General features: G+C 67.2%; 21 protein-coding genes. 5 read left to right on the top strand and 16 right to left on the bottom strand.

Translation table 11 applies throughout. The features are described 5' to 3' along the window. Positions 1-23: 23 nt before the first annotated feature. Genes BLQ28_RS04205 through BLQ28_RS04195 form a run of 3 tightly spaced genes read right to left on the bottom strand, consistent with a single transcriptional unit; the run spans position 24 to position 3,858 of the window. Complete coding sequence (locus BLQ28_RS04205; RefSeq protein WP_093237276.1) at positions 24-1,139, bottom strand: enoyl-CoA hydratase/isomerase family protein; 1,116 nt, start codon at positions 1,137-1,139, stop codon at positions 24-26. Positions 1,140-1,167: 28 nt separating this feature from the next. Then, a complete protein-coding gene (locus tag BLQ28_RS04200) occupies positions 1,168-2,322 on the bottom strand; it encodes an acyl-CoA dehydrogenase family protein (protein ID WP_093237275.1) in 1,155 nt (384 codons plus the stop codon). A 12-nt stretch (positions 2,323-2,334) separates the two neighbouring features. Further along, positions 2,335-3,858, bottom strand: coding sequence for a CoA-acylating methylmalonate-semialdehyde dehydrogenase (locus BLQ28_RS04195; RefSeq protein ID WP_093237274.1), 1,524 nt, complete (start codon positions 3,856-3,858; stop codon positions 2,335-2,337). 173 nt (positions 3,859-4,031) lie between these two features. Here BLQ28_RS04195 and BLQ28_RS04190 point away from each other — a divergent pair, with 173 nt between their 5' ends. Beyond that, the gene (locus BLQ28_RS04190) at positions 4,032-5,012 is read left to right on the top strand and encodes a LysR family transcriptional regulator (RefSeq protein ID WP_256327157.1); all 981 of its coding nucleotides are present in this window, start codon (positions 4,032-4,034) and stop codon (positions 5,010-5,012) included. Positions 5,013-5,028: 16 nt separating this feature from the next. Further along, positions 5,029-6,198 carry a pyridoxal phosphate-dependent aminotransferase gene (locus tag BLQ28_RS04185; protein ID WP_093237273.1) on the top strand — a complete coding sequence of 390 codons (1,170 nt, stop codon included), beginning with the start codon at positions 5,029-5,031 and terminating at the stop codon, positions 6,196-6,198. Between the two features lie 4 nt (positions 6,199-6,202). Here BLQ28_RS04185 and BLQ28_RS04180 read toward each other — a convergent pair whose 3' ends face one another. The 4 genes from BLQ28_RS04180 to BLQ28_RS04165 all read right to left on the bottom strand — a co-directional run bounded on the left by BLQ28_RS04180 (position 6,203) and on the right by BLQ28_RS04165 (position 10,248). After that, on the bottom strand, positions 6,203-7,300 hold the full coding sequence (locus BLQ28_RS04180; protein ID WP_176801003.1) for a DUF4241 domain-containing protein: 1,098 nt from the start codon (positions 7,298-7,300) through the stop codon (positions 6,203-6,205). Between the two features lie 16 nt (positions 7,301-7,316). Next, positions 7,317-8,708: a CoA transferase gene (locus BLQ28_RS04175; RefSeq protein ID WP_093237271.1), complete on the bottom strand. Its 1,392-nt coding sequence runs from the start codon at positions 8,706-8,708 to the stop codon at positions 7,317-7,319. Between the two features lie 96 nt (positions 8,709-8,804). Beyond that, complete coding sequence (locus tag BLQ28_RS04170) at positions 8,805-9,443, bottom strand: 3-oxoacid CoA-transferase subunit B (protein ID WP_093237270.1); 639 nt, start codon at positions 9,441-9,443, stop codon at positions 8,805-8,807. A gap of 1 nt (position 9,444) precedes the next feature. Continuing rightward, positions 9,445-10,248, bottom strand: coding sequence for a CoA transferase subunit A (locus tag BLQ28_RS04165; protein ID WP_093237269.1), 804 nt, complete (start codon positions 10,246-10,248; stop codon positions 9,445-9,447). 93 nt (positions 10,249-10,341) lie between these two features. On the opposite strand from BLQ28_RS04165, the gene BLQ28_RS04160 reads away from it, so the two are divergent. After that, positions 10,342-10,908 (top strand): LuxR C-terminal-related transcriptional regulator, encoded by a 567-nt coding sequence (locus BLQ28_RS04160; RefSeq protein ID WP_093237268.1) that lies wholly within the window; start codon positions 10,342-10,344, stop codon positions 10,906-10,908. Positions 10,909-11,224: 316 nt separating this feature from the next. On the opposite strand, the gene BLQ28_RS04155 is transcribed toward BLQ28_RS04160, so the two are convergent. Next, positions 11,225-11,689 carry a GNAT family N-acetyltransferase gene (locus tag BLQ28_RS04155; RefSeq protein WP_176801002.1) on the bottom strand — a complete coding sequence of 155 codons (465 nt, stop codon included), beginning with the start codon at positions 11,687-11,689 and terminating at the stop codon, positions 11,225-11,227. Between the two features lie 197 nt (positions 11,690-11,886). Between BLQ28_RS04155 and BLQ28_RS32895 the strand changes: the two genes are divergently transcribed. Together BLQ28_RS32895 and BLQ28_RS04150 are read left to right on the top strand one after the other, a co-directional pair. Next, positions 11,887-12,033, top strand: a complete 147-nt coding sequence (locus BLQ28_RS32895; RefSeq protein WP_176801001.1) for a hypothetical protein — start codon at positions 11,887-11,889, stop codon at positions 12,031-12,033. Between the two features lie 83 nt (positions 12,034-12,116). Then, complete coding sequence (locus tag BLQ28_RS04150; RefSeq protein WP_093237266.1) at positions 12,117-12,587, top strand: ASCH domain-containing protein; 471 nt, start codon at positions 12,117-12,119, stop codon at positions 12,585-12,587. 80 nt (positions 12,588-12,667) lie between these two features. Here the strand turns inward: BLQ28_RS04150 and BLQ28_RS04145 are convergent, their stop codons facing one another. From BLQ28_RS04145 to BLQ28_RS04110, 8 genes are read right to left on the bottom strand one after another with little or no spacing between them, the layout of a single operon-like run. Next, entirely contained in the window at positions 12,668-13,447 is a 780-nt protein-coding gene (locus BLQ28_RS04145) for a magnesium transporter CorA family protein (protein ID WP_093237265.1), read from the bottom strand. Continuing rightward, a complete protein-coding gene (locus BLQ28_RS04140; protein WP_093237264.1) occupies positions 13,444-14,175 on the bottom strand; it encodes a phospholipase D-like domain-containing protein in 732 nt (243 codons plus the stop codon). Before BLQ28_RS04140 ends, BLQ28_RS04145 begins: the two co-directional genes overlap by 4 nt. 1 nt (position 14,176) lies before the next feature. Beyond that, positions 14,177-19,435 carry a DNA repair ATPase gene (locus tag BLQ28_RS04135; RefSeq protein ID WP_093237263.1) on the bottom strand — a complete coding sequence of 1,753 codons (5,259 nt, stop codon included), beginning with the start codon at positions 19,433-19,435 and terminating at the stop codon, positions 14,177-14,179. A 12-nt stretch (positions 19,436-19,447) separates the two neighbouring features. Continuing rightward, positions 19,448-19,993, bottom strand: coding sequence for a TFIIB-type zinc ribbon-containing protein (locus BLQ28_RS04130; protein WP_093237262.1), 546 nt, complete (start codon positions 19,991-19,993; stop codon positions 19,448-19,450). A gap of 13 nt (positions 19,994-20,006) precedes the next feature. Then, positions 20,007-22,175, bottom strand: a complete 2,169-nt coding sequence (locus BLQ28_RS04125) for a hypothetical protein (protein WP_093237261.1) — start codon at positions 22,173-22,175, stop codon at positions 20,007-20,009. A gap of 55 nt (positions 22,176-22,230) precedes the next feature. Continuing rightward, a complete protein-coding gene (locus tag BLQ28_RS04120) occupies positions 22,231-22,884 on the bottom strand; it encodes an OB-fold-containig protein (protein ID WP_093237260.1) in 654 nt (217 codons plus the stop codon). Between the two features lie 34 nt (positions 22,885-22,918). After that, complete coding sequence (locus BLQ28_RS04115; RefSeq protein WP_093237259.1) at positions 22,919-23,278, bottom strand: hypothetical protein; 360 nt, start codon at positions 23,276-23,278, stop codon at positions 22,919-22,921. Next, positions 23,275-23,991, bottom strand: coding sequence for a PspA/IM30 family protein (locus tag BLQ28_RS04110; RefSeq protein WP_093237258.1), 717 nt, complete (start codon positions 23,989-23,991; stop codon positions 23,275-23,277). Before BLQ28_RS04110 ends, BLQ28_RS04115 begins: the two co-directional genes overlap by 4 nt. Between the last annotated feature and the right edge of the window lie 5 nt (positions 23,992-23,996).

Genomic DNA, 23,996 nt, shown 5'->3' with positions numbered 1-23,996 from the left:
TGTGCAGGGGAATGAGGGTCGTCTCAGACCAGCGACGCCAGCTCGGCCGGCATCTCGCCGCGCGGGCGCAGGTGGTCTTCGATGAATGCGGGCGTGATCTCTTCGAGCGTGGCCGGGTTCCAGCGCGGGTTGCGGTCCTTGTCGACCAGCACCGCGCGGATGCCCTCGGCAAAGTCCTTGTGCGCGCAGAAGCCCAGCGACGCCCAGTATTCGAGGCGGAACACTTCGGCCAGCGACATGCGGTGCACGCGCTGCCACAGCTCGAAGCTCAGGGCCGCCGAGCTGGGCGCGCCCTTGGTGAAGGTCTTGGCGGCGGTCTGCAGCCAGGCGTCGTCGCTCTGCAGCGCGCGCAGGCGCCTGGCGATGTCGAGCAGGTCGTCGCCGGCCATCAGCGCGTTGATGGTGTCGTAGTGCTCGCGCACCTTCGACGCCGGCATCTCGGCGCCCTCGCCCGCCTTGGCGAGGATGCGCGACAGCGTGGCGCGGTCGGCCTTGCCTTCGCCGGCCCATGTCGTGGAAGCGATGGCCTCGATCACGTCGCCCTTGCGTTCCTGCGGCACCAGCACGTCGGCCAGCCCGCAGAAGATGGTGTCGGCCGCGTTGATGTTGGCGGCCGTGAGCGCCAGGAACAGGCCCGTGCGGCCCGGCGTGCGGCGCAGAAACCAGCTGCCGCCCACGTCGGGGTACAGGCCGATGTTGATCTCGGGCATGGCGATGCGGCTTTGCAGCGTCATCACGCGGTGCGACGCGCCGGCCAGCAGGCCCACGCCGCCGCCCATCACGATGCCGTGGCCCCAGCACAGGAAGGGCTTGGGGAAGGTGTGGATCAGGTGGTCCAGTTCGTACTCTTCGCGGAAGAAGTCTTCGGCGTAGGTGTTGCGCGCGGGGCCGCAGTCGAGCAGCGTCTGGTAGAGCTGGCGCAGGTCGCCGCCGGCGCAGAAGGCCTTCTCGCCCGCCGCTTGCAGCAGCACGCCGACGATGCCGGCGTCTTGCGCCCATTCGCGCAGCTTGGGCGTGAGCAGGCGCACCATGTCCACCGACAGTGCATTGAGCGAGGCCGGCGCGTTGAGCGTGGCCACGGCAAAGCGCCGGCCGCCGGCGGTCTTGATTTCGTCGAAGAGAACTACGTTGTCGGTCATTGTTTTTCAGGTCCTGGATGCGGCGGGTTCAGCGGATATCGCTGTCGCCTTCCAGCAATTTTCGCGCAACGATCACGCGCATGATTTCGTTCGTGCCTTCGAGGATCTGGTGCACGCGCGCATCGCGTACCAGCCGCTCCAAGGGGAACTCGCTCAGGTAGCCGTAGCCGCCGTGCAGCTGCAGCGCGTCGTTGCAGACGTTGAAGCCCGCATCGGTCGCGAAGCGCTTGGCCATCGCGCAATAGGTGCTGGCGTCGGCATGGCCCGCATCGAGCTTCGATGCGGCGAGCCGCACCATCTGCCGCGCCGCGACCAACTCGGTCGCCATGTCGGCCAGCTTGAACTGCAGCGCCTGGAAGCTCGCGAGCGGTTTGCCGAACTGCTGGCGCTCATGCAGGTAGCGGCGCGCCGCGTCGAGCGCGCCCTGCGCCGCGCCCACCGAGCAGGTCGCGATGTTGATGCGCCCGCCGTCGAGCCCCTTCATGGCAATGCGAAAGCCCTCGCCTTCCTTGCCCAGCAGGTTCTGCGCGGGCACACGCACGTTGTCGAAACTGATGGTGCGCGTGGGCTGGCTGTTCCAGCCCATCTTGTGCTCCTTCTTGCCGTAGCTGATGCCGGGCGCATCGGCCGGCACCGCGAAGGCCGAGATGCCGCTCGCGCCCGCGCCGCCCGTGCGCGCCATCAGCACCAGCACGTCGGTCGAGCCGGCGCCCGAGATGAAGGCCTTGCCGCCGTTGATGACGTACCCGGCGCCCTGCAGCTCGGCACGCGTCTTGAGCGAGCCCGCATCCGAGCCGGCGCCCGGCTCGGTCAGGCAGTACGAAGCCAGCTTGCGCCCGCTCGTGAGGTCTTCGCCCCACTGCGCCGCCACCGCATCGGTCGCCCAGGTGCCGAGCATCCACGTCGCCATGTTGTGAATCGTGATGAAGGCCGTGGTCGAAGGGTCGACCGCAGCCATCTCCTCGAACACCAGCGCCGCATCGAGCCGCGGCAGGCCGAGGCCGCCGATGCGCTCGGGCGCATACAGCCCGCAGAAGCCCAGCTCGCCAGCCTTGGCGATGGCTTCCTTCGGAAAGATGGCTTCCGCGTCCCACTGCGCCGCATGCGGCGCGAACTCGGCCTGGGCAAAGTCGCGCGCACTCTGCGCGAAGGCGCGCTGCTCTTCGGAAAGTTCGAAGTCCATCCGCCGGACTTCTTACTTGAGGCTGATGGTCGTGTTGACGCCGTGCGAGACGGTGCTGTCGTCGAACCAGCGTGCCGTCACGGTCTTGGTCTGCGTGTAGAACATGATGACCTGCTTGCCGTACGGGCCCAGGTCGCCGAGCTTGGAAGCGCGCGAACCGGTGAACGAGAACATCGGCACCGGCACCGGAATCGGCACGTTGATGCCGACTTGGCCCACGTCGATGTCTTCCTGGAAGCGGCGCGCCGCGGCGCCCGACTGCGTGAATATCGCCGTGCCGTTGCCGTTCGGGTTGCTGTTGATCAGCTCGATGGCCTCGTCGATGGTCTCGGCATCGGCCACGCACAGCACCGGTCCGAAGATTTCCTGGTCATAGATCGTCATGCCGGGCTTCACGCCGGTGAAGATCGTCGGGCCGACGAAGTTGCCCTTCTCATAGCCGGGCACGGAAGGCTTGCGGCCATCGAGCACGAGCTTGGCGCCGTCGGCTTCGCCGCGCTCGATGAGGCCGTTCACGCGGTCGTAAGCGGCGCACGAGACCAGCGGGCCCACGTCGACGCCCTTTTCAGTGCCCGCGCCGATCTTCAGCGTCTTGGCCTTCTCGATGAGTTCAGGCACCCAGTTGCGCGCCTCGCCCACCAGCACCGCCACCGACACGGCCATGCAGCGCTGGCCCGCGGCTCCGAAGCTTGCGCCGGCGAGCGCGTTGAGCGTCTGCTCCTTGTTCGCGTCGGGCATCACGATGGCGTGGTTCTTCGCGCCCATCATGCATTGCGCGCGCTTGCCGTTCAGCGTGGCGCGGTTGTAGACGTGCGTGCCGACCTTGGTCGAGCCGACGAAGCTGATCGCCTTGATGTCCTTGTGGTCGCAGATGCCGTTGACGATGGCTTCGCCGCCATGCACCACGTTCAGCACGCCGGGCGGAATGCCGGCTTCGAGCGCCAGCTCGCACAGGCGCATGGTGACCATCGGGTCTTGCTCGGAGGGCTTGAGCACGAAGGTGTTGCCGGTGACGATGGCCATCGGGAACATCCACAGCGTGATCATCGCGGGGAAGTTGAACGGCGTGATGCCGGCGCACACGCCCAGCGGCTGCAGCAGCGTGTAGGTGTCGACGCCGTTGGCCACGTTGTTGGCCAGTTCGCCGAGTTGCAGGTTGCCGATGTTCGATGCGTGCTCGACCACTTCGAGGCCGCGGAACACGTCGCCTTCGGCGTCCGGCAGCGTCTTGCCTTGTTCAGCGGTGAGGATGGCGGCCAGCTCGCCCATGTTCTCGCGAATGAGCTGCTGCAGCTTCAGGAAGATGCGGGCGCGCGTGCCGATGGGCGTCTTGCGCCACGTCTTGAAGGCTTCCTTGGCCGAGGCCACGGCGGCATCGAGCTCGGCTTGCGTCGCAAAAGGCACGCGGGCCAGCACCTGCTGCGTGGCCGGGTTGACGACGTCGCGCCATTCGGTGGTCTTGGATTCGACGAGCTTGCCGCCGATCAGGAGCTTGACGGTGGCGACCTGAGTCGAAGGGGTGGTGGTGGCGTCCATGGGGGTTTGTCTCCTGTGAATCTCGGAAAAGCGATGCCGGTTCGAACCGGTGCAGCCCGCATCCTAGCTTTGCAGATTTGCCATGACAATAGACAAATATGCGCCACGGCTTTGCAAATTTGCAGAGCCCAACGCACAGCCTCGCCGAGTGGCATTTGAAGGAACGCACGCACATGGACTGGGACAACCTGCGCTACTTTCTGGAGCTGGCCCGCTCGGGCACGCTGATGAGCGCGGCGCGCCGGCTGGCGGTGGACCACACCACGGTGGCGCGGCGCATCCAGGCCCTGGAAAAGGAAGTCGGCGCGCCGCTTTTCTCGCGCGAGTCGGGCGGCCACCGGCTCACCGAGGCGGGCCGCCGGCTGCAGCCGCAGGTCGAGGCGATGGAAAGCGCCTTCCAGGCCGTGGAAAGCACCGCGCCGGCCTCGCAGGAAGGCCTGTCGGGGCTGGTGCGCATCGGTGCCACCGAAGGCTTCGGCACCATGGTGCTGGCGCCGCAGCTCGCGCTGTTCGCGGTGCAGCACCCGAAGCTCACCATCGACCTGCTGGCGATGCCGCGCCTCGTGCACCTGTCGCGGCGCGAGGCCGACATCGTCATCTCGCTCGAACGGCCGGCACGCGGGCCCGTGGTCGTCACCAAGCTCACCGACTACACGCTGCGCCTGTACGCCTCGAAGCAGTACCTGGCCGCGCACAAGCCGATCAAGACGCGCGAAGACCTGCGCGGCCACACCTTCATCAGCTACGTGGACGACCTGCTCTTCAGCAAGGAACTGCAGTACCTCGACGAACTGCACCGCCCCGATGCCTTTGCGCTGCGCAGCACCAGCGTGCTCGCGCAGCACCGCGCGGTGGTGGCCGGCGCGGGCATCGCGGTGCTGCCGGCCTTCATTGCGGAGCACGACAGCGCGCTGCGGCCGGTGCTCGCGGGGCAGGCGAACTTCACGCGGACCTTCTGGATGTCGATGCCCGCGGAGACCAAGCACCTCGTGCGGATGCAGACGGTGTGGGACTTTCTGCGCCAGACGGCGCAGGCGCACCAGGCGCTGCTGCTCCTGCCGCAGAATGCCGGAAAACCGGAAGAGAAAGACCGCAAGGACGGCGCGGCGCCACGGCCGCCCCGGCCATCCATTTCACGCAAGCAGGCCCTGTAGCAAGCAAGGAGATCGCATGCCACGTCATCGTCCCGCACGGCTGGAACACATCGCAGGCATCGGCGTCGACCGCATGGGCGCCATCGCCGACGACGCGGACGGCCCGCCCTTTCTCCGGCTCGAGAACCTCGACGTCGACATTCCGCCCGACCCCGAAGCCATCGCGCGCACGGTGCGCGCCGCCTCGGAAGATGCCGACAACAGCTACCTGCCCTTCGTCGGCCAGTCGCGCCTGCGCGACGTGGCGGCGCGGCATGTGTCGGCGCTCTCGGGCGTGGCCTACAGCGGCGCGCGCAACTGCGTGATCTCTGCCGGCGGGCTCTCGGGCATCCTCAACGCACTGCTCGCCACGGTCGAGGTGGGCGACGAAGTGCTGGTGACCGACCCGACCTACGCCGGCCTGCTCAACCGCATCCGGCTGGCGGGCGGCACGCCGAAGTACGTGCCCTTCGGCTTCAACCCCGGTGGCGAATGGAAGCTCGACCGCGCGGCGCTGCAGGCGGCCATCGGGCCGCGCGTGCGCGTGATGCTGCTGATGTCGCCGTCGATGCCTACGGGCGGCTACTTTGACGAAGACGACTGGCGCGCCATCGCCGCGCTGTGCGTGCGGCACGACCTGACGCTCATCCTCGACACGGCCATGGAGCGGCTGCTGTACGACGGCCGCAAAGTGATTCACCCCGCCGGCCTGCCCGGCATGGCGGAGCGCACGATCACGGTCGGCTCGTCGGCCAAGGAACTGCGCATGATCGGCTGGCGCGTGGGCTGGACCGTCGCGCCCGAGTCGTACATGCCCGACCTGGTGGCCGTGTCGCTCGCGAACGTGGTGGTACCGGTGGGCATCGCGCAGGACGCGGTGGCGACGGCGCTCGAACAATCGGCGCACACGCTCGCGCCCTATGTGAGCGAACTGGAGCGGCGGCGCGACACGGTGCTCGATGAACTGAAGGGCCTGCCGGTGGGTGTTCCCGCAGGTGGCTGGTCGCTGCTGCTGCGCGTCAGCGATTTCGGTATCGACGGGCAGACGCTGTCCGAGCGGCTGCTGAAGGCACGCGTGTGCGCCACCGCGATGCAGGGCTGGGGGCAGACGCATGGCGCGCAGTACCTGCGCTTCGTGTTTTCCAACGAGCCGGTGGAGCGGCTGCGCGGATTGGGCGAGAAGGTGCGCGCGGCGCTGGGCGCCTGATGGCTCAGGAGAACAGGCGCTTCCAGAGGCTCTTGCCTGCGGCAGGCGCGGGTGCGGCGGCAGGCGCGGGTGCGGCGGCAGCCGCTTCTTCCGATGCCTGAAGCAGTTCGATCAGCCCCGGCACGCGCGGCTTCTTGAGCCGGCGCGCGTAGACAAGATAGCTCTCTTCTTCGTCGTCGCCGGTATAGAACAGCGGCGGCTTCGGCAGCGACGGCATCGAGCCCAGCAGCATGCGCAGCGCTTCGAGCTGGTTCATGCGGATGGCGCTGGTGATCGCCGTCTCGCCCAGCGACGGAATGATCTCGTTGGCACCTGCCAGGCCCCCGTCGAGCAGCGACCGGATGGTGCCCAGGTCGCCGGCAATGGCGGCCGCGCCCAGCGCATCGAGGGCGGCCAGCTTCTCCGGCGACAGGCTGGCCTTGTAGGCATCGCTGCGCTTGTCGTCCTCGTCACGCGCATCGCCGCCGGTCATCGTCATGAAGTCGGTCACCAGCGCCACGGGCTCGCCGGCCGCATCGAGCGCCCAGAAGCTCGGATAGCTGCCGTCGCCCCAGCCCGAGCTGAAGATGAGGATGTTGTTCGGAGTGCCGGCGCCTTGCGGGTAGTGGTCGGCCATGTTGGCCGTGCCCAGTTCCTCGGCGAGCACGTCGTCGTAGTAGTTGAAATGAACGGATTTTTCGGATTCGCGCGCCTCGCGCTCGGCCATCGCCTTCGCGGCATCGGCGTCCATGAAACAGCCTACGCCGGCATCGACGGGGTAGCCGAAGAACTCATCGTCTCCAAGCGCATCCTGCGATTGCCCCTCGAGGAGTGCCGGCTCCCAACGCAGACCGGCAACCTGCAGGCCGCCTCGCTCACGCAGCCAGAGCACCGCCAGCGCGTGGCGGCCCTTGTCGTGCAGCACCTCGACGGGGAACGCGCCGCGCTCGCCCAGGGTGCGCGCGAACGCCTCGCGCTCGGGCTGCACCAGCGGATCGCACGCCACGATCCGGCCGCTGGTGATGTGCAGTACGCCGCAGGGCTGCCGCTCCAGATGACGCGCGCGCAGTGCCTCGTCATCAAGGAAAACGGCTTGGAGGTTGTCGATGTCGAGATAGGCCATGCGCCCAGTTTCGCACTCATTCCGTGACAGCTGGCCACGCCGCCGCATGGCTGCCAGGAGGCATGGACGGACGCGGCCACCCGGCCGGCGTGCGCGACAGCAATGCGCTGTGCCGCAATCCGGCGAGCTCGCCGAAGCCCGAAGCGGTCGTCTCGATGTAAGGCGCAAGGCTGGGCTTGCCGATCGAAAGACCACCCGGCACACGCCCCAGGCCACGCAGCCACTGCCCTGTCTGCGCCAGCGACACCCGCACGTGCCAGCTGCCACCCTCTTGCTGCTGCCGCCAGAGCGCAGCAGCGGCACCGAAGGCGATGAGCGCGCCGGTGGCTTCGTCGAGGATCTGCATGGGCAGCGGCTTCGGCTTGCCGTCGCCGGCCGCTTCGCCTTCGGCATGGTTGAAGCCCATGGCGGTCTGCACCAGCGAATCGAATCCACGTCGACCGGCCCAGGGCCCTTGCGTGCCGTAGGCCGTGAGCGACACGCACACGATGCCCGGCCGTTGCGCCGCCAATGCCGCCGGCCCGAAGCCCAGCGCCTCGATGCCGCCGGGCCGGTAGCCCTGCACGAAGACATGCGCATCGCCCACGAGTCGCTGCAATGCGGCACGGCCTTCGTCGGTTTGAAGGTCGACGTGCGCCGACAGCTTGCCCCGGCTCGTGTCGGCGATGGCTTCGATGTTCGGCAGGTTCGGTGAATTGACCAGCAGCACGTCGGCGCCATAGGCTGCCAGCGCACGGCCACCGACCGGCCCCGCGAGGATGCGCGTGAGGTCGAGCACACGCAGTCCACTCAGCGGCCGTTGGTCTTCGCGCAGGGGCGGCAGCGCCAGCGGCGGCGCATCGCCGATGCGCTCGATGGTGAAGAGCGGTTGCGCCGCGATGGCCTGGCCCTGCGGCGTCGCGTCCCACTCGTCGAAGCGCCGCAGCGCGGTTGCCACCAGCCCGCGGGCGGAAGCGGCGTCCTCGAAATCGATCGCGCGCCATCCGGCCATGGCCGCTTCGGCTTCGGCACGCGTGGCGGTGACCGGGTCCAGCCCCAGCAGGCGCAGCGCACCTGCGCGGTGGTGCGCAAAATTCGCGTGCACGCGCACCCACCCATCCGCGCAGCGGTACAGCCCCGAGAACGTGTCCCATATATCGGGCACGCGCCCGTCGATGCTGAACCAGCCCATGCATTCCAGCGCCGCGTGCTGCATGTCGACGCCGACCTGCTGGCGCGCGGTGCCGCGCAGATGGCCCAGCTCGCAAGCGGCCAGCGCGGCGGCGGCGATGGTGCTCTGCGCCGCCAAGCCGACCGCGAAGGAAGACGGCAGCACCGGGTCGGCACCCGTGAGCCGCGCGAACTGCAAGGCCTCGGCGGGCAGGCCGGCGTGCTGCCAGATGCCTGCAAGCGCATCACTCGAATTCATTGCCTGTGTCCCAAAACGTCATCAGTGATTCAAAGAATGAAAAAAGCAGGGCGCGCTTTCGCGGCCCTGCCCTTCGTCGTCGTGGTGCCGATCGCCTTACTGGATCAGCTTGGCGCCGGTCTTGGCCTGCAGCGCATCGAAGCTCACGCCGGGCGCGAGTTCGATCACCTTGAGGCCTTCGGGCACCACGTCCATCACGGCCAGGTCGGTGATGATGCGGTCGACCACGCCCACGCCGGTCAGCGGCAGGGTGCACTTCTCGAGGATCTTCAGGTCCTCGGTGCCGTCCTTCTTCTTGGCCACGTGTTCCATCAGCACGATCACGCGCTTCACGCCGGCCACGAGGTCCATGGCGCCGCCCATGCCCTTGACCATCTTGCCGGGGATCATCCAGTTGGCGAGGTCGCCCTTGGTGCTGACCTGCATCGCGCCGAGGATCGACAGGTTGATCTTGCCGCCGCGGATCATCGCGAAGCTGTCATGGCTGCCGAAGATGGCGCTGCCGGGCAGCGTGGTCACGGTCTGCTTGCCGGCGTTGATGAGGTCGGCGTCGACCTGGTCTTCGGTCGGGAACGGGCCGATGCCGAGCATGCCGTTTTCGCTTTGCAGCCAGACTTCTTTCGTGCCGGTGTGGTTGGCCACCAGCGTCGGGATGCCGATGCCGAGGTTGACGTAGAAGCCGTCTTCGAGTTCTTGCGCGGCACGGGCCGCCATCTGGTCTTGGGTCCAGGGCATCTCAGGCTCCTTCTTTCTTGTTGACGACCTTGACGGGCGCTTCGCTGCCGGCAGCGGCGGCCTGGGCGATGGCGGTCTGGGCCTCGACCTTGGCGGCGGCGGCATCGACCGATGCGCTCACGGTGCGCTTTTCGATGCGCTTCTCGGGGTTGGCGTTGAGCACGATGCGGTGCACGTAGATGCCCGGCAGGTGGATGTCGTCGGGGGCCAGTTCGCCCACTTCGACGATCTTCTCGACCTCGACGATGCAGATCTTGCCGGCCATGGCAGCGGCCGGGTTGAAGTTGCGTGCCGTCAGGCGAAAGCGCAGGTTGCCCGACTTGTCGGCCACGTCGGCCTTGACCAGCGCCACGTCGGGCACCAGCGAATGTTCCATGACGTAGGTCTCGCCGCCGAACTCGCGCAGCTCCTTGCCCTCGGCCACTTGCGTGCCGACACCGGTCTTGGTGAAGAAGGCGGGAATGCCGGCACCGCCGGCGCGCAGCTTCTCGGCCAGCGTGCCCTGGGGCGTGAATTCGAGGGCCAGTTCGCCTGCCAGGTACTGGCGCTCGAACTCCTTGTTCTCGCCGACGTACGACGCGATCATCTTCTTGATCTGGCGCGTCTCGAGCAGCTTGCCGAGACCGAAGCCGTCGACGCCCGCGTTGTTCGAGATGACAGTGAGGTTCTGCACGTTGGTGTCCTTCAGCGCGTCGATCAGCGCTTCGGGAATGCCGCACAGGCCGAAGCCGCCGACCGCGAGCATCTGCCCGTCGGCCACGACCCCCTTGAGTGCCGCGTCTGCGGAGGGATAAATCTTGTTCACTCGGGCTCCTTGATGGATGAATGGAGAGTGGTGGGAAAGCCTTGAACGATACTACCTACCCGTATACGTAGTATTTCGTAATGGTGACACCCGATGCCCGAGATCGATTACCGGCTGGCTTTTGAACATGCACCCGTCGGCATGGTGGTTTCGAGCAACCGCACCATCGTGGCGTGCAACGTGCGGGTGTGCGAAATTTTCGGCGCAACGCCCTCCGCGCTGGTGGGGCATTCGTTCAGCATCCTCTACCCGAGCGTGGCCGAGTTCGAGCGCATCGGCAAGCGCATGGAACCCTTCTTGAACGCCAGCGGCCACTACGCCGACAACCGCATGATGAAGCGATTGGGCGGCCTGCACGGCGCACTGGCGGGCGAAACCTTCTGGTGCCACGTCACCGGCCATGCCATGAACCGCGCGGCCCCGCACGAGGCCGGCATCTGGACTTTCGAAGACCTGGGCTCGCGCCGCGCGGTCACGGCGCAGTTGACGCCACGCGAGCGCGAAGTGGCGGCGCAGGTGATGCGCGGCCTGACCTCGAAGGAGATCGGCAAGGCGCTGGACATCAGCCATCGGACCGTCGAGCTGCATCGGGCGCGGTTGATGCGCAAGTACGCGGCGGCAACGACGGCGGAGCTGGTGCAGAAGTTGATTGCGGGGTAGTTCGGGGGCTGCTGCCGTTCAGGGCGTTGCTGTTCGGGGCGTGTGCGGATGACACCGGGTACTCCCCTCCGCGAATGTCCCCCGGGGCTGCGCCCCTCCTCCTTTATTTCGCTGCGGGGAGCACCCGGTGCCATTCGCACAAGGGCGCGCCGCTGGTGTGTCGCCGATCAACGACCGCTGCTTACAACGCTCACGCTGGCGGTGTGCTCCCCGCAGCGAAATAAAGGAGGAGGCCGAAGGCCGGGGGACATTCGCGGAGGGGAGCACACCGTCGGCGTGGGCGCCGCCCTAAAAAGCAGCGCCCCTCAACCAAGCCCTACGAGGCCGCCTTGAGCACCATCTCCATCCGGATCATGTCCCGCAGCGGAATGCCGCCCTGCTTCGTCGCCTTGCCCCATCGGCGCACGAAGAAATCGAAGTCCACGCCGACGATGCGAAAGCCGAAGCGCTGGTAGAAGGCCAACTCTCGCAGGCTGCTGTTGCCTGTGCCGACTTCGAGCCGCTGCGCGCCCCGTTGCGTGGCAAGCGCCTTCGCCTTCTTCAGCATCGCGGTGCCGATGCCCTGCCCCTTGCAGGCATCGGCCACGGCGACGTTCATAATTTCCCAGATGTCGGCGCGGGTTTCCATCAGCACCATCTGCCCGACCACCTCGCCGGCCTGCTCGGCCAGCCATTGCTCTCCACGCGCCAGGTACTTCTCGACCTCCGCGCGCGGGCCGTCGGCATCGAACAGAAGCGTCCACGGCACGGCGTCGGCGGGGGTGGCTCTGCGAATTTTCAAACCGATTGTGCCGGTCATACGTGCGTTCTTTTTCATCCCGTCATTCTGAGGTGGGCGCGAAAGTTCCGGGCCAACGCCGCGGGATCGTTGCGAAAACGGAAACGCCGTGTCGTCGAAAGCCCTGCGCCGAGCCGCTGCCACAGGCCTATCTTTGCAGTCATGCGAACAGACGGTTCGCAACCACTCAGGAGTTCGATATGTCCACACCTCTTCATTCCGAAAAGAACCTGCTGCAGCCAGCCATCCTGTCGATGACGCAGGCCCGTGCACTGGCCACGCACCAGTTGCCCATGACGCTCACGCTCGCGGCGATCATCCTGTCGGTGCTCGGCGTCAAGCCCTGACCCGGGCTTGATACGGTCGGGTGCGCAGGCGCACCGGCCTGCCAGTTGTGGCAGGCTCGGCATTCGTCTTCAGGGCACCCGACATGAACATCCCTTCCAGCATCCGCCCCTTCTGGGCACGGTTCCAGGCCGCAGTTGGCGCCGACCTTTCGGCCCGCTTCTGCGAAGCCTTCCACTTCGACGACAACGAGGCCGGCGCTACGGAACTTGCCAAGCTCGTGCTGGACGGAAAGAAGCGTGGCACCGCCAGCCTCGAATGGTCTTTTGCAGTGACCGGCAGGCCACGGCCCGAACCCGGCGACCTGAGCGTGGTGACCGACTGGCAAGGCCAGCCCCTGTGCGTGATCGAGACCCGCGATGTCGTGGTCATGCCCTTCGATGAGGTCGGCGAAGACTTCGCGACCATCGAGGCCGAAGGCGACGGTTCGCTGCGCTATTGGCGCGAAGGCCACTGGGAATACTTCAGCGGCGAATGCGAGCGCATCGGCAAGAAGCCCGACCTGCGGATGCCGGTGCTGTGCGAGCGCTTCGAGGTCATCTACAAGGAAGGCTGAGGCAGACGCCCTTCTTCACCGAGGGCGTCTTGGTTGCGGACCAACGCCCCTGGCAAGAACGCCAGCGGCTTCGCCCGGCGCTACTTCTTCTTCGCTGAAACCGTGAGCCTGGTCGCCGCCGTGGCAACAGGCGCGTCAGGCGCCTTGACCCAGCCTCGCAGCAGCACGCCCATGAAGAGGCCCGCCGCGAAGATCGCCCAGTACACCCAGGTCGGCAGGTTCTCCGCACCGCTGTGCAGGTTCATGCCGAAGGCGGCGCCAATCGCCATCAACGGAAAGGTCAGCGCCGCGATGGTGTTCAGCTTGTGCTGCGCGCGGTTCACCTCCATGGCCGCGCGCGCCTGCGACTCGGCCGCGTGCGCGAGCCGGTAGTCGAGCGACATGCGGGTGTCGGCCAGCAGCAGTTCGAGGCCGCGACCGATCTCGACCGCGCGGTCGCGCAGATCGGTCACCAATGCATCTCCAGGCACGGCCTCGCGCGCAGCCTGCAGCGTGGCCTGCAGGTTCAGTGCCGCGCGCGACAGCGGGATCAGCGGGCCGAGGATCTGGAACAGCGCCTCCGAAGTCTCGGCCTCTTCGTGCCGGATCTCGAAGGTGCTCAGTGCTGCGCGATAGCTCTCGAGCAGCTTGCCCAGCGCCTTCTCGCCGGGGTTGTTGCCCTTGTGCAGCCACGTGCCGTCGGGCTTGCGCAGGAACACGGCCGCCTTGCGCTCCACGCCGGTGCCGGCGGGCGGCTCGTGCAGGATCACCATCAGGTGGCCCTGCTCGTGAACGATGCGTTGCGCGCCGTAGCTGGAGGTGCCCAGCCGCTGCTGCAGCTCGGGCGGCAGCTCCCAGTCGTAGTCGATTCGTCGGGTCATCGCGAGGCCTGCAGTTCTTTCCACAAGGTGTCGAATTCATCGGCGAAGCGGCGCACGAGCGACGGGTCGTTGCTCAGCACCAGGTTCTCTTCGTTGTAGTCGCTGGCGCTGCGCGTCCAGTTGTAGCTGCCGTTGAGCAGCCGGGCGCCATCGAAGATCGCGAACTTGTGGTGCATGTGCGCATCGGTGCGGTCCACCGCCACCGGAATGCCGGCGGCGCGCAGCTGGCCGATGTCGCTGCCCAGGTCGAACTCCTTGTCGTTGTCCGAGATCACGCGCAGCGACACGCCGCGCCGGTGCGCGGCCAGGATCTCGGCGGTGATGCGGTCGTCCGACAGCGTGAACACGCACAGGTCGATCGCGCGGCGCGCCGCTCTCAGCTGCTGGTTGATCGCCTGCAGGCAGGCGGTGCCGGGGCTGAAGAAGGCCTGCGAGCGCACCGCCACGTTGTCGGGCGAGCGGCCGGTGTCGATCGCACGCACCACGCCTTCGAGCCACTTGAGCAGCGACAGCTGCTCGGGGTCGGCCGTGCGCGCGCGCACCAGGTCGAAGGCACGGTTGCGCAACTGGCGCAGGCCGTCTTCGGGCGGCGAAGCCTCGCGCAGGGTATGCACCAGCACGCGGCGCTCGCCGTCGCTCAGGCGGGCGTCGGCCATGGTGGCGTCGAGCTGGGCCAGCAGTTCGGGCAGCGCGGCCTGCGGTTCGGCGGATGAAGGCACGGCAGACATGTCAGTGGTCCTTGTCCGGTTTGGGTGCGCGCTTGGGCGTGGCGCGGGCGGCCTGCACCTCGGCGGAGAGCCGCGCCATGTCTTGCGTGATCGAGCGGTCGAGGTCGAGCCGGCGCTCGGTGGCGGTCACCAGCGGCAGGATCAGCTCGCGATAAGTCACGGCGATCTGCAGCATGGCGTCTGCCAGGCGCTGGCTTTCGCTCGGGCCTTCGGGCTCGGGCGGAGGCGCCGGCTGAGGCGCGGGCTTGAGCGCATCGACCGCGCGCGCCACGTCGAGCATGCTGCTTGCGATGCGCTGGCTGCCGTCCACGTCGGCACCGCCGAGCTTGCGCTGGCGCACGAACTCGTCGCAGATGGACTTCCATCGCGCAGCCTCCTCGGCCGTCGGGCTGCCGAGCAGTTGCGCAAGCCGCAACAGGTTCTCTTCGGCGCCGGTGGTCAGGGTCTGGGCTTCGCCGCGGTAGTGGTCGCGCAAAAGCGCATCGAGCTCGTCGTCGCGCATCAGCGCGGTGATCTTGCCCGCGAGCTTGGTCATGTTGCGGTAGCTGCCCTGCAACTTGAACGGCGGCGCCACGCGGTAGGCCTCCTGCTGCGCGGCCGACTCGATGTACGCGAGATTGACCTTGAGCAGCAGGTCGCGTGCACGAAAGAGCCGCTGCAGGAGTGCCTTGATCTCTTCGAGCTCGACCGCGCTGTAGGCATGCGACAGCGCGCTGCTCGGCACCTCGTGGCCCTGCGCCATCTTCACCAGCAGTTGCACGTCCTTCGGGTCGCGCGAGGCCAGCGGCATCAGCGTGGGGTTGGAGGTGAGGCTGTTCTCGATGTACGACAGCGCGAATGCCGCCTCGCGGCCCGAGAGCACGTCGCCCAGGTTGTAGATGTCGGCCCGGTTGGCCAGCATGTCCGGGATCTTGAACACGTCGCCCGATTCGGTGTACGGGTTGCCCGCCATCACGACCGCGAAGCGCTTGCCGCGCATGTCGTAGCTGCGCGGCTCGCCGTTCCACACGCCTTCGATGCGGCGCGTGCCGTCGGCCAGCGCGATGAACTTCTGCAGAAACTCCGGGCTGGTGTGCTGGATGTCGTCCAGGTACAGCATCACGTTGCTGCCCATCGCAAGGCCGAGGTTGAGCTTTTCCAGCTCCTGCCGCGCCGCGCTGTTCGGCGCGTTGGCCGGGTCGATGGCGGTCACGCCATGGCCCAGCGCCGGACAGTTGATGCGCACGAAGATCAGGCCCAGCCGGTCGGCCACGTACTCCATCAGCGTGGTCTTGCCGTAGCCGGGCGGCGAGATCAGCAGCAGCAGGCCCATGCGGTCGGTTCGGCTGCCCTCGCCGGCCGAACCGATCTGCTTGGCGAGGTTGTCGCCAATGATCGGCAGGTACAGCTCGTCGATGAGCTGGTTGCGTACGAAGGTCGACAGCGGCTTGGCCTGGAACTGGCTGAGCTTGAGCCGCACCTTCTCGCGTTCGAGCAGCTCGTGCCGCAGGCTGTGCAGCGCCTCGTAGCCCGGCACCGCGTGCGTGGTGTGGAACAGGAAGCGGCGCCAGAAATCATTGAGGTTCAAGGTCATGCGCCCATCGACCACGCGCGGATGCTCGCCACGCAGCCCTTCGACGGTGCGATCGAGCGCCACGTTGACGCGGGTGCGTTGCAGCGGCATGGCCAGCACGCTGGCCGCGTCGTCCACCCAGTCGACCGATTGCGGCGCCTGATGGATGGCATAGGCCCGCACCCAGTCGCGCGCCAGGCGCCAGCGCTCCGGCGGCGGCGCCGCGTCGAGGTCGTTCTGCCACGCCTCGCGGCGGCCACCGCGTTCGAGCTCGCGCAGCAGCGCGGCCGCCAGGTCTTCGCCAGCACCGGACACGGCCCAGGCCTCGCCACCGCGAGCCCCCGCAAGTTCACGCGCCAGATAGGCCGCTGCCTGATCGCACAGCGTCGCCACGCGGCCCTGGTGCGCGTCGCGCTCTTCGTCGCTGGCCGTCTCGGCGAGCGGCAGCAGGTCGGGCAGCACGTCGCGCGCGAAGTGGTTGAGCGACCGCGCAGTGTCGGCTTCGAGCTGCACCAGCGCATCGCGCCGGCCGAACAACGCGTTCATCTGCATCGCGGCACGCGCGCGCCGCAGCAGCGATTCGCGGTGCGCGACCAGGTGGCCGTGCTGCCAGTACAGCAGGGCCAGCGCTCGCTCGGTCGGACCCCAGGCCAGCAGGCCGGCCTGGTCTTGCATGGTCACGAGCGCGGCCAGCAGGCGCAGCGCGTCGTCGTCATGAATGCCCTTCTGGTAGCCCTCCTGATAACGCGCGGCTGCAAAGCGGCGAACCATCTCCAGCAACTGCGGATGCAACGGGTCTTCGGCCAGCAGCGTCAGCACTTCGGGCCAGCTGCGCTCGGTCTTGCCGTCGAGCAATGCCTCCAGCAGGCGGCCTGCCAGGTACTCGGCGCGCGACAGCTCGGCGGTTTCGGACACCAGCGACTGGTTCCAGTAGCGCTGCAGCGGCAGCAGGCGGGGTTCATCGACCGGGCTCAGGTAGTCGGTGCCGGTCACCTGGTAGGCCATGCCCTCGTCGCGGGCCACCAGCGTCAGGTCGATGGGCTGGCGGTGCACGGTGAAGGCATGCCGGCCCAGGCGCAGCGTGTCGCCGCCGTCGCTCACCAGCTCGCGCTTGTCGCGCACCGAACGCAGGGCCTGGTCGCGCGCGGTCTTCAGGCGCGTGTCGAGTTCGTCGGCCTGCACGGCGGCACCCAGCGTACGCAGGTCGGCGATCAGCGTGTGCAGCTTGCCGATCATCGGATCGGCCGCGAAATAGCTGTGAACCTGGCTCAGCTCGCCGAACTGCGCCACGCGGCGCGGAATGCCGTCGAGGATGCGGCCGGCCGCATTGACCACGCCTTGCGCACGGCGCTGCTGGCCTTCGACCAGGCTCTGGCGTCGTGCAGACAGCGCCTCGTACACGGTCTCGCGCTTCTGGGCGATGTCGGCCAGGAAGTCTTCCTGCTCGGCGAAGCGGCCTTCGATTTCTTCCAGCTGCGCCAGCAGGCGCGTGAGCGCGTCGTCGCACTTCTCGGGCGTGTCGGCGAACTCCAGCGCGTTCTCGACGGCCTGGCTGAAAAGCTTGAACTGCGCGCCGAACTCGGCCCGCGCTTCCGTCGCGCCCAGCGACTTGCGCCGCGCGCGCGCATCGGCACGCATGCGGTTGATGTCGGCGTAGATCAGCGAGATGCGGTCGAGGATGGACGTGCGGATCACCGCATCGCCGCCCGGCAGGCTGCCGAGTTGCTCGGTCAGCAGGTCGAGGCCGGCGGCCTGCTCGTCGAGCGTCGCGAGCATCTGGCCCAAGGCCGGCGAGGTCGCCAGGTTGGGCAGCTCAAGGGCCAGCTTGTCGAGCGCCTGCCGCTGGCCGTTGAAGGCCGTGTCGGCGGCCAGGAACTGCATCGCGCGTTCACCGATGCGCTGCTGCTCGGTCTGCAGCGCCGCGTCCATGGCGGCGATGCGCGGCAGGTCGGCGTAGCGCAGCTCCTTGAGCATCTGCAGCGCGCCACGTCGTTCGCGCAGCCGCGCCAATGCCTTCACGAAGTCGTCGGGTGCGCGCCAGATCGTGCTGGCGATGTCGACCAGCAGCGCGTGCTGTTCGTCTTCGGCACGCTGCAGCGCACGCGCGGTTTCGCGGCGGATGGTGTCGACTTTTTCGAACTCGGCCAGCGTGCTGCGCGCCACGTCGGCAATGCTGCGCAGCTCCGCCATGAGGCCGGCGGCTTCGGGCGCGTCGAGCCAGAAATACGCATCGCTGACGCGTGTGCACTGGCGGATCAGGTCTTCGTAAGCGGCGCGCGTGGGCGCCTGCTCCCGCACCGCACGGGCAATGCCCATCAGGTCGGACACACCGCGCACCAGCTCGGCATTGCCGATCTTGCCGAAGAAGCCGGTGGCGGGCGGCTGTGCGCTCACGTACTCTTCGCTGGCAAAAGGCGTCTGCCAGAGCTGCATCGGGTGCACGCGCGACGGCTCGCCGTCGTTGTCGTGGAACACCAGGATGCGGCCGTCGGCAAAGCGCGCATAGCCGTTGGCGATGATCGGCGTCGCGAGCTTCTTGTCGATCAGGTTGTAGTTGAAGATCGCATAGCGCCCCGGCTTCGGGTCGTAGAAGATGTACGCCACGTCTTCGCCGTTGGGCGAGCGCAGCATGCGCTTGAAGCGCAGGTTCTCGACCGTCTCGGCCGGCAGGTCGAAGCGCTTGTGCTCGCCCGACTGCAGGTAGTAGCCGCCCGGAAAAATGATGCCGTGGTCTTCGGGCAGCTGCACGCAAGAGCCGCCGATGGCGTCGATGCGCTCGACCTGCTGCGTGCGGATGTTGAACACCAGGTAGCGCGTGACCTGCTCGCGGTAGGGCTTCACGCGCAGCAGGATCAGCATGCCCAGCTTGGCCCATGCGATCTCGGCGTCGGTCAGCGACTGGCTCTTGTCTTCCACCGGTTCGCTGTAGATGCCCAGCCCGGTTTCGGTGTTGTTCTCGATCTTGACGGTGAGGTCGCCGCCCAGCGTTTCGACGAACACCGTGTCGAGCACGTTCACATGCGGGTGCTTGCCGCCCACATGGTCTTCGCGCGTGGCGACGGTCCACTCGAAGTCATGGCTCGCGGGCAAGGCGATGTCGCGCTCGCCGCGGTTGTCGATGTAGTTGATGCCGCCGTCGCGCTCGATGGCCCAGCGGAACACGCGCACGTCGTGCAGCTGCTGGCCGATCTGGAAGGCGGCGAGCAGCTTGTCTTGCGTCACGCGCAGCTGCAGCAGCGTGGCCTGCTTGTAGTAGGCGTACAGCTCGCGGAAGTCGGAGGCAAAGCGCGCGTCTTCGAGGAAGCTGCCCGCCAGCGGCACGGGCTGCAGCTCGTCGCTGTCCGCGCCCTGGCCGGCCTCGCCGGGCGACACCAGGCGGTACAGGCCGAACACGTCGCCGACCGTCGTTTCCTTGCGCAGGCCGATGAAGACGTTGTAGCCGAACAGCAGCAGGTCGCCGATGCGCACGAGGTCGCGCGCCACGGCGTTGTTCTCGGTGCGTGCTCGGGTGCGCAGGATCAGCGACTGGTCGGACCGACCGAACTCGGCCAGCCGCTGCTCGTTGAGCCCCTGCGTCTTCTTCAGCAGGCCCTCGCCCTGGGTTTCGAGCCGCTTCTTCAGCAGGTCGTAGCTGCCGCTGCCGGACACCAAGGCCTCGGTCTGGGCTTCTGCGCCAGCTGGCGCGCCCGTTTCTTCCGTTGGTTGCATAGATCGGCGCGGTCAGTCCGCGCGCAGCAGTGCGAGCAATTCGTCGCGGTGAGGCTGGGTGTCGAGCCAGGCGCGGATGCGGTCCAGCTCGTCGATGCATTCGTTGCCATAGCGGCGGCGCAGCGCGGCCAGGCGCACCGCGCGCACTTCCTCGGTCTGCAGGCGACGCTGCCACCCGTCGGACAGCAGCTCGTCGAGCCGGCCGGCCAGGCCGCGGCTCACGATGGCGCGCCATTCGCCCGGATCGAACCACAGGTTCTGGCAGGCCACGCAGCGGTCGATGCGAAAGTCGGGGCCGGCGCTGACGCGCAGGCGCTGCATGAGGCGGTCGCACGCGGGGCAATGCCGCACGGCTGTGGCGTCGAACACCTCGATCACTTCGTCTTCGACGGCATGCGGCACGCGGGTCGCGTCGGCCGCCTTCCAGGCGCGCCAGTCGTCCATGGCCATCACCATGCCGCCGCAGTCGGCGCAGTGCACGGCGAGCAATGCCTCGGCCAGCGCCACGGGCTGCATCGCCGTGTGCGCGGAGCAGCTGCACTTCAGGTTCGGGTTCATCGCGCGCCCCGCGTCAGTTGCGGAAGGAGGAGATCAGGTTCTGCAGGGCCGACTTCTGGCTTTCGCTGCCGTCGCTGGCGATCTTGCTCATCAGCGAAGCCACGCTGAGGTTCTGGATCTCGCCGGACGAATTGCCGAGCGCACCGACGATGTCGCGCAGGTCCTTCACCACGTCGCGGTCGCCCGAGAGCTGGTCCTTGAAGGCCACCTGCAGCGCGTTGCTCTTGGAGATGACGCCGTCGATGCCCTTGCCCACGGAGAGCGAGCGCACGAAGCTGTCGAAGTAGTCGCCCTGCCCGCCCACGATGTCGATCTTGGCGTTGGAAAGCGCGGTGCCCAGCACTTCGGCCTGCTCCTTGGCGATGGAGGTTTGCGCATCGATGCCCTTCATGGTTTCGATGTGCGACTTCTCCAGGCGCATGCGGAACTCTTCGTGGTCGCGCGTCTCGGGGCTCATCGCCTTCATGGCCTCGAACTTTTCGTGCAGGCCCTTGGCCTCGGCGTTGAAGCGGGCTTCGATCACCTGCGCGTCGGCCTGGCCCGACTTCAGCGTGGCTTCGGCGTCGGCCGTGCGCACGCTCACCTCGGCAAGGCCCAGCTTCTCCTTGCCCGAGGCCTCGGCATCGAACTTGGCGCGCATGCCGGCGGCTTCGGCCTGCGAACGTGCCTCGATCACCTGTGCATCGGCCTGGCCAGCCTTGAGGATGGCGTCGGCATCGGCGGAACGGATATGCACTTCGGCCAGGCCGAGCTTTTCCTTGCCCGAGGCTTCGGCCTCGAAGCTGGCAAGCCGGGCCTGCGCCGTGGCGACTTCCACCTTGGCGGCGGCAAGGCCCGGTGCGGCGGAGATCGCTTCCACGCCTTCGGCTTCGCGCTTCTTCGATTCGGCGTCGCGCTCGGCCACCTTGAGCTTGGCGTCGGCCAGCGTGAGTTCTTCGGCGGCCTTGTGGCGCGCGCGCTTTTCCTGGGTTTCGGCCGCCTTGACGTCGATCACCATTTTTTCTTCGGCCTGGCCCTCGGCCATGATCACGACCGACTTCTTGGTGCGTTCAGCCTCGGCCACCACGCGCAGTTCCTTGATGGCTTCTTCCTGCTCGGCCACCGTGCGCTCGACCACGATGCGCTCGCGGATCACGTCGGCAATCGCCTTCTTCTGCACTTCGACGGCCTTGTCCTTCTCGATGCGCTGCAGCGTCACTTCTTTCTCGCGGTCGACGATCTCCAGGTCGCGGGCACGCGTGACCTTTTCTTCCTCGATGGCCACCGCGCGCTTGCGGTTGTTCTCGGCCACTTCCTTTTCGCGCTGCACGTTTTCCTGCTGCACCGACACGGTCTGCTCGGACAGCAGGCGCGCGGTTTCGGACTTGGTGCGCTCTTCGGATTGGATCCGCAGGGTCTCGGCTTCTTCGCGGGCACGCACGCTGGCAATTTCGCGGTGCTGGCGCGAGGTGGCGTCGGCCTGCTGGCGCTCGAGTTCGAGCAGCGCCTCCTGCGTCTCGACGTTCTTCTTCTTGATCTGCATTTCCTCGTTTCGGCGCAGCTCGTTGGTGCGCACGTGCTCGACCGCCGTCAGCTCGGTGATCTTCTTGATGCCTTGCGCATCGAGGATGTTGTTGGCGTCGAGTTCCGACAGCGGCGTCTGCTCCAGGAAGTCGATGGCCGCGTCTTCGAGCACGTAGCCCGAGAGGTCGTTGCCGATCTGGCTGATGATCTGGTCGCGGAAACCGTCGCGCGCCTGGTAGAGGTCGACGAACTCCATCGACTTGCCGACCGTCTTGAGCGCCTCGGAGAACTTGGCCGAGAACAGCTCTTCGAGCGTTTCGTGGTTCGAAGCCCGTGCGCAGCCAATGCCCTGCGCCACCTTCAGCACGTCGTCGGCCGTCTTGTTGACGCGCACGAAGAACTTCACCTTGATGTCCGCGCGGATGTTGTCGCGGCAGATCAGGCCCTCGTTGCCCGAGCGGTCGATCTCGATGGTCTTGACCGAGATGTCCATCAGCTCGGCCTTGTGGATGATGGGGTAGACCATCCGCCCGGTGAAGGTCACCTCGGGCTCGGCGCGCAACGTGTTCACGATGAGTGCGTGGCCCTGCTCGATCTTGCGATAGAACTTGGCGAACATCGCGAACAGGCCGAGCAGGACGACGGCCAGTATGACGACGGCAAAGAGGATGGGCTCCATTTTTTCTCCAGAATTGCTTTGAGAGCGAAAGAACAGTTGATGGGGTGCAGCGCGGTCAGACGGTGTTGTCGTCGTGCGGCGCGATCAGGTAGCGTCCGGCCACCTCGTCGTATTCGACGATCAGCGCCTGCGAGCCGCGCTTGAGCGTGTTGGGCGCGGGGGCCCACACGCGGATGTTCAGGCTGGCGCCGCGGCGGGCCACCTCGGCGCGGCCGTCCTTCTCGTTCACCACGCCGGTGACGACGCGGCACATCTGGCCCACCAGCGCCGCGTTGGTCACGGCCGTGTGGCTCACGAACAGGCCGCGCAGCGGACGGATGGCCACGGCGGTGACGGGAATGGCAATGACGGCGCTAGCCACCAGCAGCACGGTGCCGGCCAGCAGCTTGAGCGGCATCGTCGGCACCAGCGGCAACAGCCATTCGCCACCAAGGCAACAGACCGTCCACGAGACCAGCACCAGCAGGCTCACGGCCACCGAGAACGGCACGCCGTTCAGGCCGAACGCCACCACGTAGCTGGCGATGTGGCCGATGTCGCTGCTGTCGCCGTCGGCGTGCGTGTGGACGTGCACGTCGAAGTCGATGCCGCTGTGCTCGATGTCGACCATGCCGAGCACCGCAAGCACCCAGTAGATCACCACGACGCCCAGCAATACCGTGTAGATCGCGGTGGGGTAACCCGTCACCGCTCCCATGAAATCGCCCATTGATCCTCCCGCGTACGGGTTGTTGTTCGTTGTTCTATCTGCGGCCCGGCTTCCCTGTGCCGGTACCCTTCTTTCCACTGCTGGCGAATGCGATCAGGTCGCGCGTGGCCCTCTCCTTGATGGCCAGGCGATCTTCAGGTGCAAGACCGTAGCGCGCCGCCAGAAACTCATAGTCTGCCGCATTGAGCGACACGGTCAGCCGGGGCCGCTTGGGCTTGGACGTGGTTGCGAGGCCGAGCACCTGCCGGATCTGGTCGGACGTGGACACATGCTGCTCGAAAGCCGCTGTGCGCACGGCTTCCAGCACGGCCTCCTCCACGTCGAACGCGACCTGCACGGCGCGTATCGCCTCGTCCGAGCCTTGCCAGCGAACCGGCTTGACCCGCACGGTCATTGCGAGGCCGGGCCCGAGGTGTTGTTGGCCTGACGGGCGCGAATGCGCTCCATCACCTTGCCGGCGCGATCGGCTTCGGTGCCGATGCCCGCGGCCGCGAGCTTCTTTTCAAGCGCGCTGTGGCCGAGTTCGTTCTCGAGCGCCTGGCTCGCCGTCATGCGGTCGGCCAGGTCTTCGTGGCGCTGGCGGATGCGCTCCAGCGACTCGCGCGCATTGGCCAGCCGCGAACCGCCGCTGCCGATGTTCTCGGAGATCGACTGCGTCGCGCGGTAGACGCTCTCGGTGGTCTTGGCGATGCCGATCTCGCGCTCGTGCTCGCGGATGCGCGCTTCGGCCGACTTGATCAGCTCCTTCAGGCGCGACACCTGCAGCGCATACGACGCGTGGGCCTTGGCCTGCTCTTCGAGTTCCTGCTCGAGCGCGCCGACCTTCGCGGCCACGTCGAGCGCCAGGCCTTCCTGCGTCTTGTTGAGCGCTTCGAGTGCCAGGCCTTCGTAGCGCGCGGCTTCGTTCTTCAGGCGCTCGATCTCGCGGGCCGACTGCATCTCCTTGGCCATCACGCCCGTGAGGTCGCCCTTGGCCTTCTCGATGCTGTGCTTGGCGTCGATGATTTCCTGTTCGTAGATGCGCGTGGCGTTGCTGTCGACCACGCTCTCGCCGATTTCGCGCGCGCTGCCGCGCAGCAAGGTGACCAGCTTCTTGATGACTGTCATGATGA

Origin of the sequence: Variovorax sp. EL159 (assembly GCF_900100965.1) — a bacterium.
GTDB lineage: Bacteria > Pseudomonadota > Gammaproteobacteria > Burkholderiales > Burkholderiaceae_C > Variovorax.
Note: the sequence above shows the minus strand (reverse complement) of the source record. Positions and strands in the feature narration are given on the sequence as shown.

Excerpts from the sequence above, each read along its gene's own strand:
- BLQ28_RS04145 (WP_093237265.1), bottom strand. The coding sequence starts at position 13,447 with ATGACCCGACGAATCGACTACGACTGGGAGCTGCCGCCCGAGCTGCAG.
- BLQ28_RS04125 (WP_093237261.1), bottom strand. The coding sequence starts at position 22,175 with ATGGAGCCCATCCTCTTTGCCGTCGTCATACTGGCCGTCGTCCTGCTC.
- BLQ28_RS04160 (WP_093237268.1), top strand. The coding sequence starts at position 10,342 with ATGCCCGAGATCGATTACCGGCTGGCTTTTGAACATGCACCCGTCGGC.
- BLQ28_RS04130 (WP_093237262.1), bottom strand. The coding sequence starts at position 19,993 with ATGAACCCGAACCTGAAGTGCAGCTGCTCCGCGCACACGGCGATGCAG.
- BLQ28_RS04115 (WP_093237259.1), bottom strand. The coding sequence starts at position 23,278 with ATGACCGTGCGGGTCAAGCCGGTTCGCTGGCAAGGCTCGGACGAGGCG.
- BLQ28_RS04205 (WP_093237276.1), bottom strand. The coding sequence starts at position 1,139 with ATGACCGACAACGTAGTTCTCTTCGACGAAATCAAGACCGCCGGCGGC.
- BLQ28_RS04200 (WP_093237275.1), bottom strand. The coding sequence starts at position 2,322 with ATGGACTTCGAACTTTCCGAAGAGCAGCGCGCCTTCGCGCAGAGTGCG.
- BLQ28_RS04190 (WP_256327157.1), top strand. The coding sequence starts at position 4,032 with ATGGACTGGGACAACCTGCGCTACTTTCTGGAGCTGGCCCGCTCGGGC.
- BLQ28_RS04180 (WP_176801003.1), bottom strand. The coding sequence starts at position 7,300 with ATGGCCTATCTCGACATCGACAACCTCCAAGCCGTTTTCCTTGATGAC.
- BLQ28_RS04140 (WP_093237264.1), bottom strand. The coding sequence starts at position 14,175 with ATGTCTGCCGTGCCTTCATCCGCCGAACCGCAGGCCGCGCTGCCCGAA.
- BLQ28_RS04185 (WP_093237273.1), top strand. The coding sequence starts at position 5,029 with ATGCCACGTCATCGTCCCGCACGGCTGGAACACATCGCAGGCATCGGC.
- BLQ28_RS04195 (WP_093237274.1), bottom strand. The coding sequence starts at position 3,858 with ATGGACGCCACCACCACCCCTTCGACTCAGGTCGCCACCGTCAAGCTC.
- BLQ28_RS04175 (WP_093237271.1), bottom strand. The coding sequence starts at position 8,708 with ATGAATTCGAGTGATGCGCTTGCAGGCATCTGGCAGCACGCCGGCCTG.
- BLQ28_RS04135 (WP_093237263.1), bottom strand. The coding sequence starts at position 19,435 with ATGCAACCAACGGAAGAAACGGGCGCGCCAGCTGGCGCAGAAGCCCAG.
- BLQ28_RS04170 (WP_093237270.1), bottom strand. The coding sequence starts at position 9,443 with ATGCCCTGGACCCAAGACCAGATGGCGGCCCGTGCCGCGCAAGAACTC.
- BLQ28_RS04120 (WP_093237260.1), bottom strand. The coding sequence starts at position 22,884 with ATGGGCGATTTCATGGGAGCGGTGACGGGTTACCCCACCGCGATCTAC.
- BLQ28_RS04150 (WP_093237266.1), top strand. The coding sequence starts at position 12,117 with ATGAACATCCCTTCCAGCATCCGCCCCTTCTGGGCACGGTTCCAGGCC.
- BLQ28_RS32895 (WP_176801001.1), top strand. The coding sequence starts at position 11,887 with ATGTCCACACCTCTTCATTCCGAAAAGAACCTGCTGCAGCCAGCCATC.
- BLQ28_RS04110 (WP_093237258.1), bottom strand. The coding sequence starts at position 23,991 with ATGACAGTCATCAAGAAGCTGGTCACCTTGCTGCGCGGCAGCGCGCGC.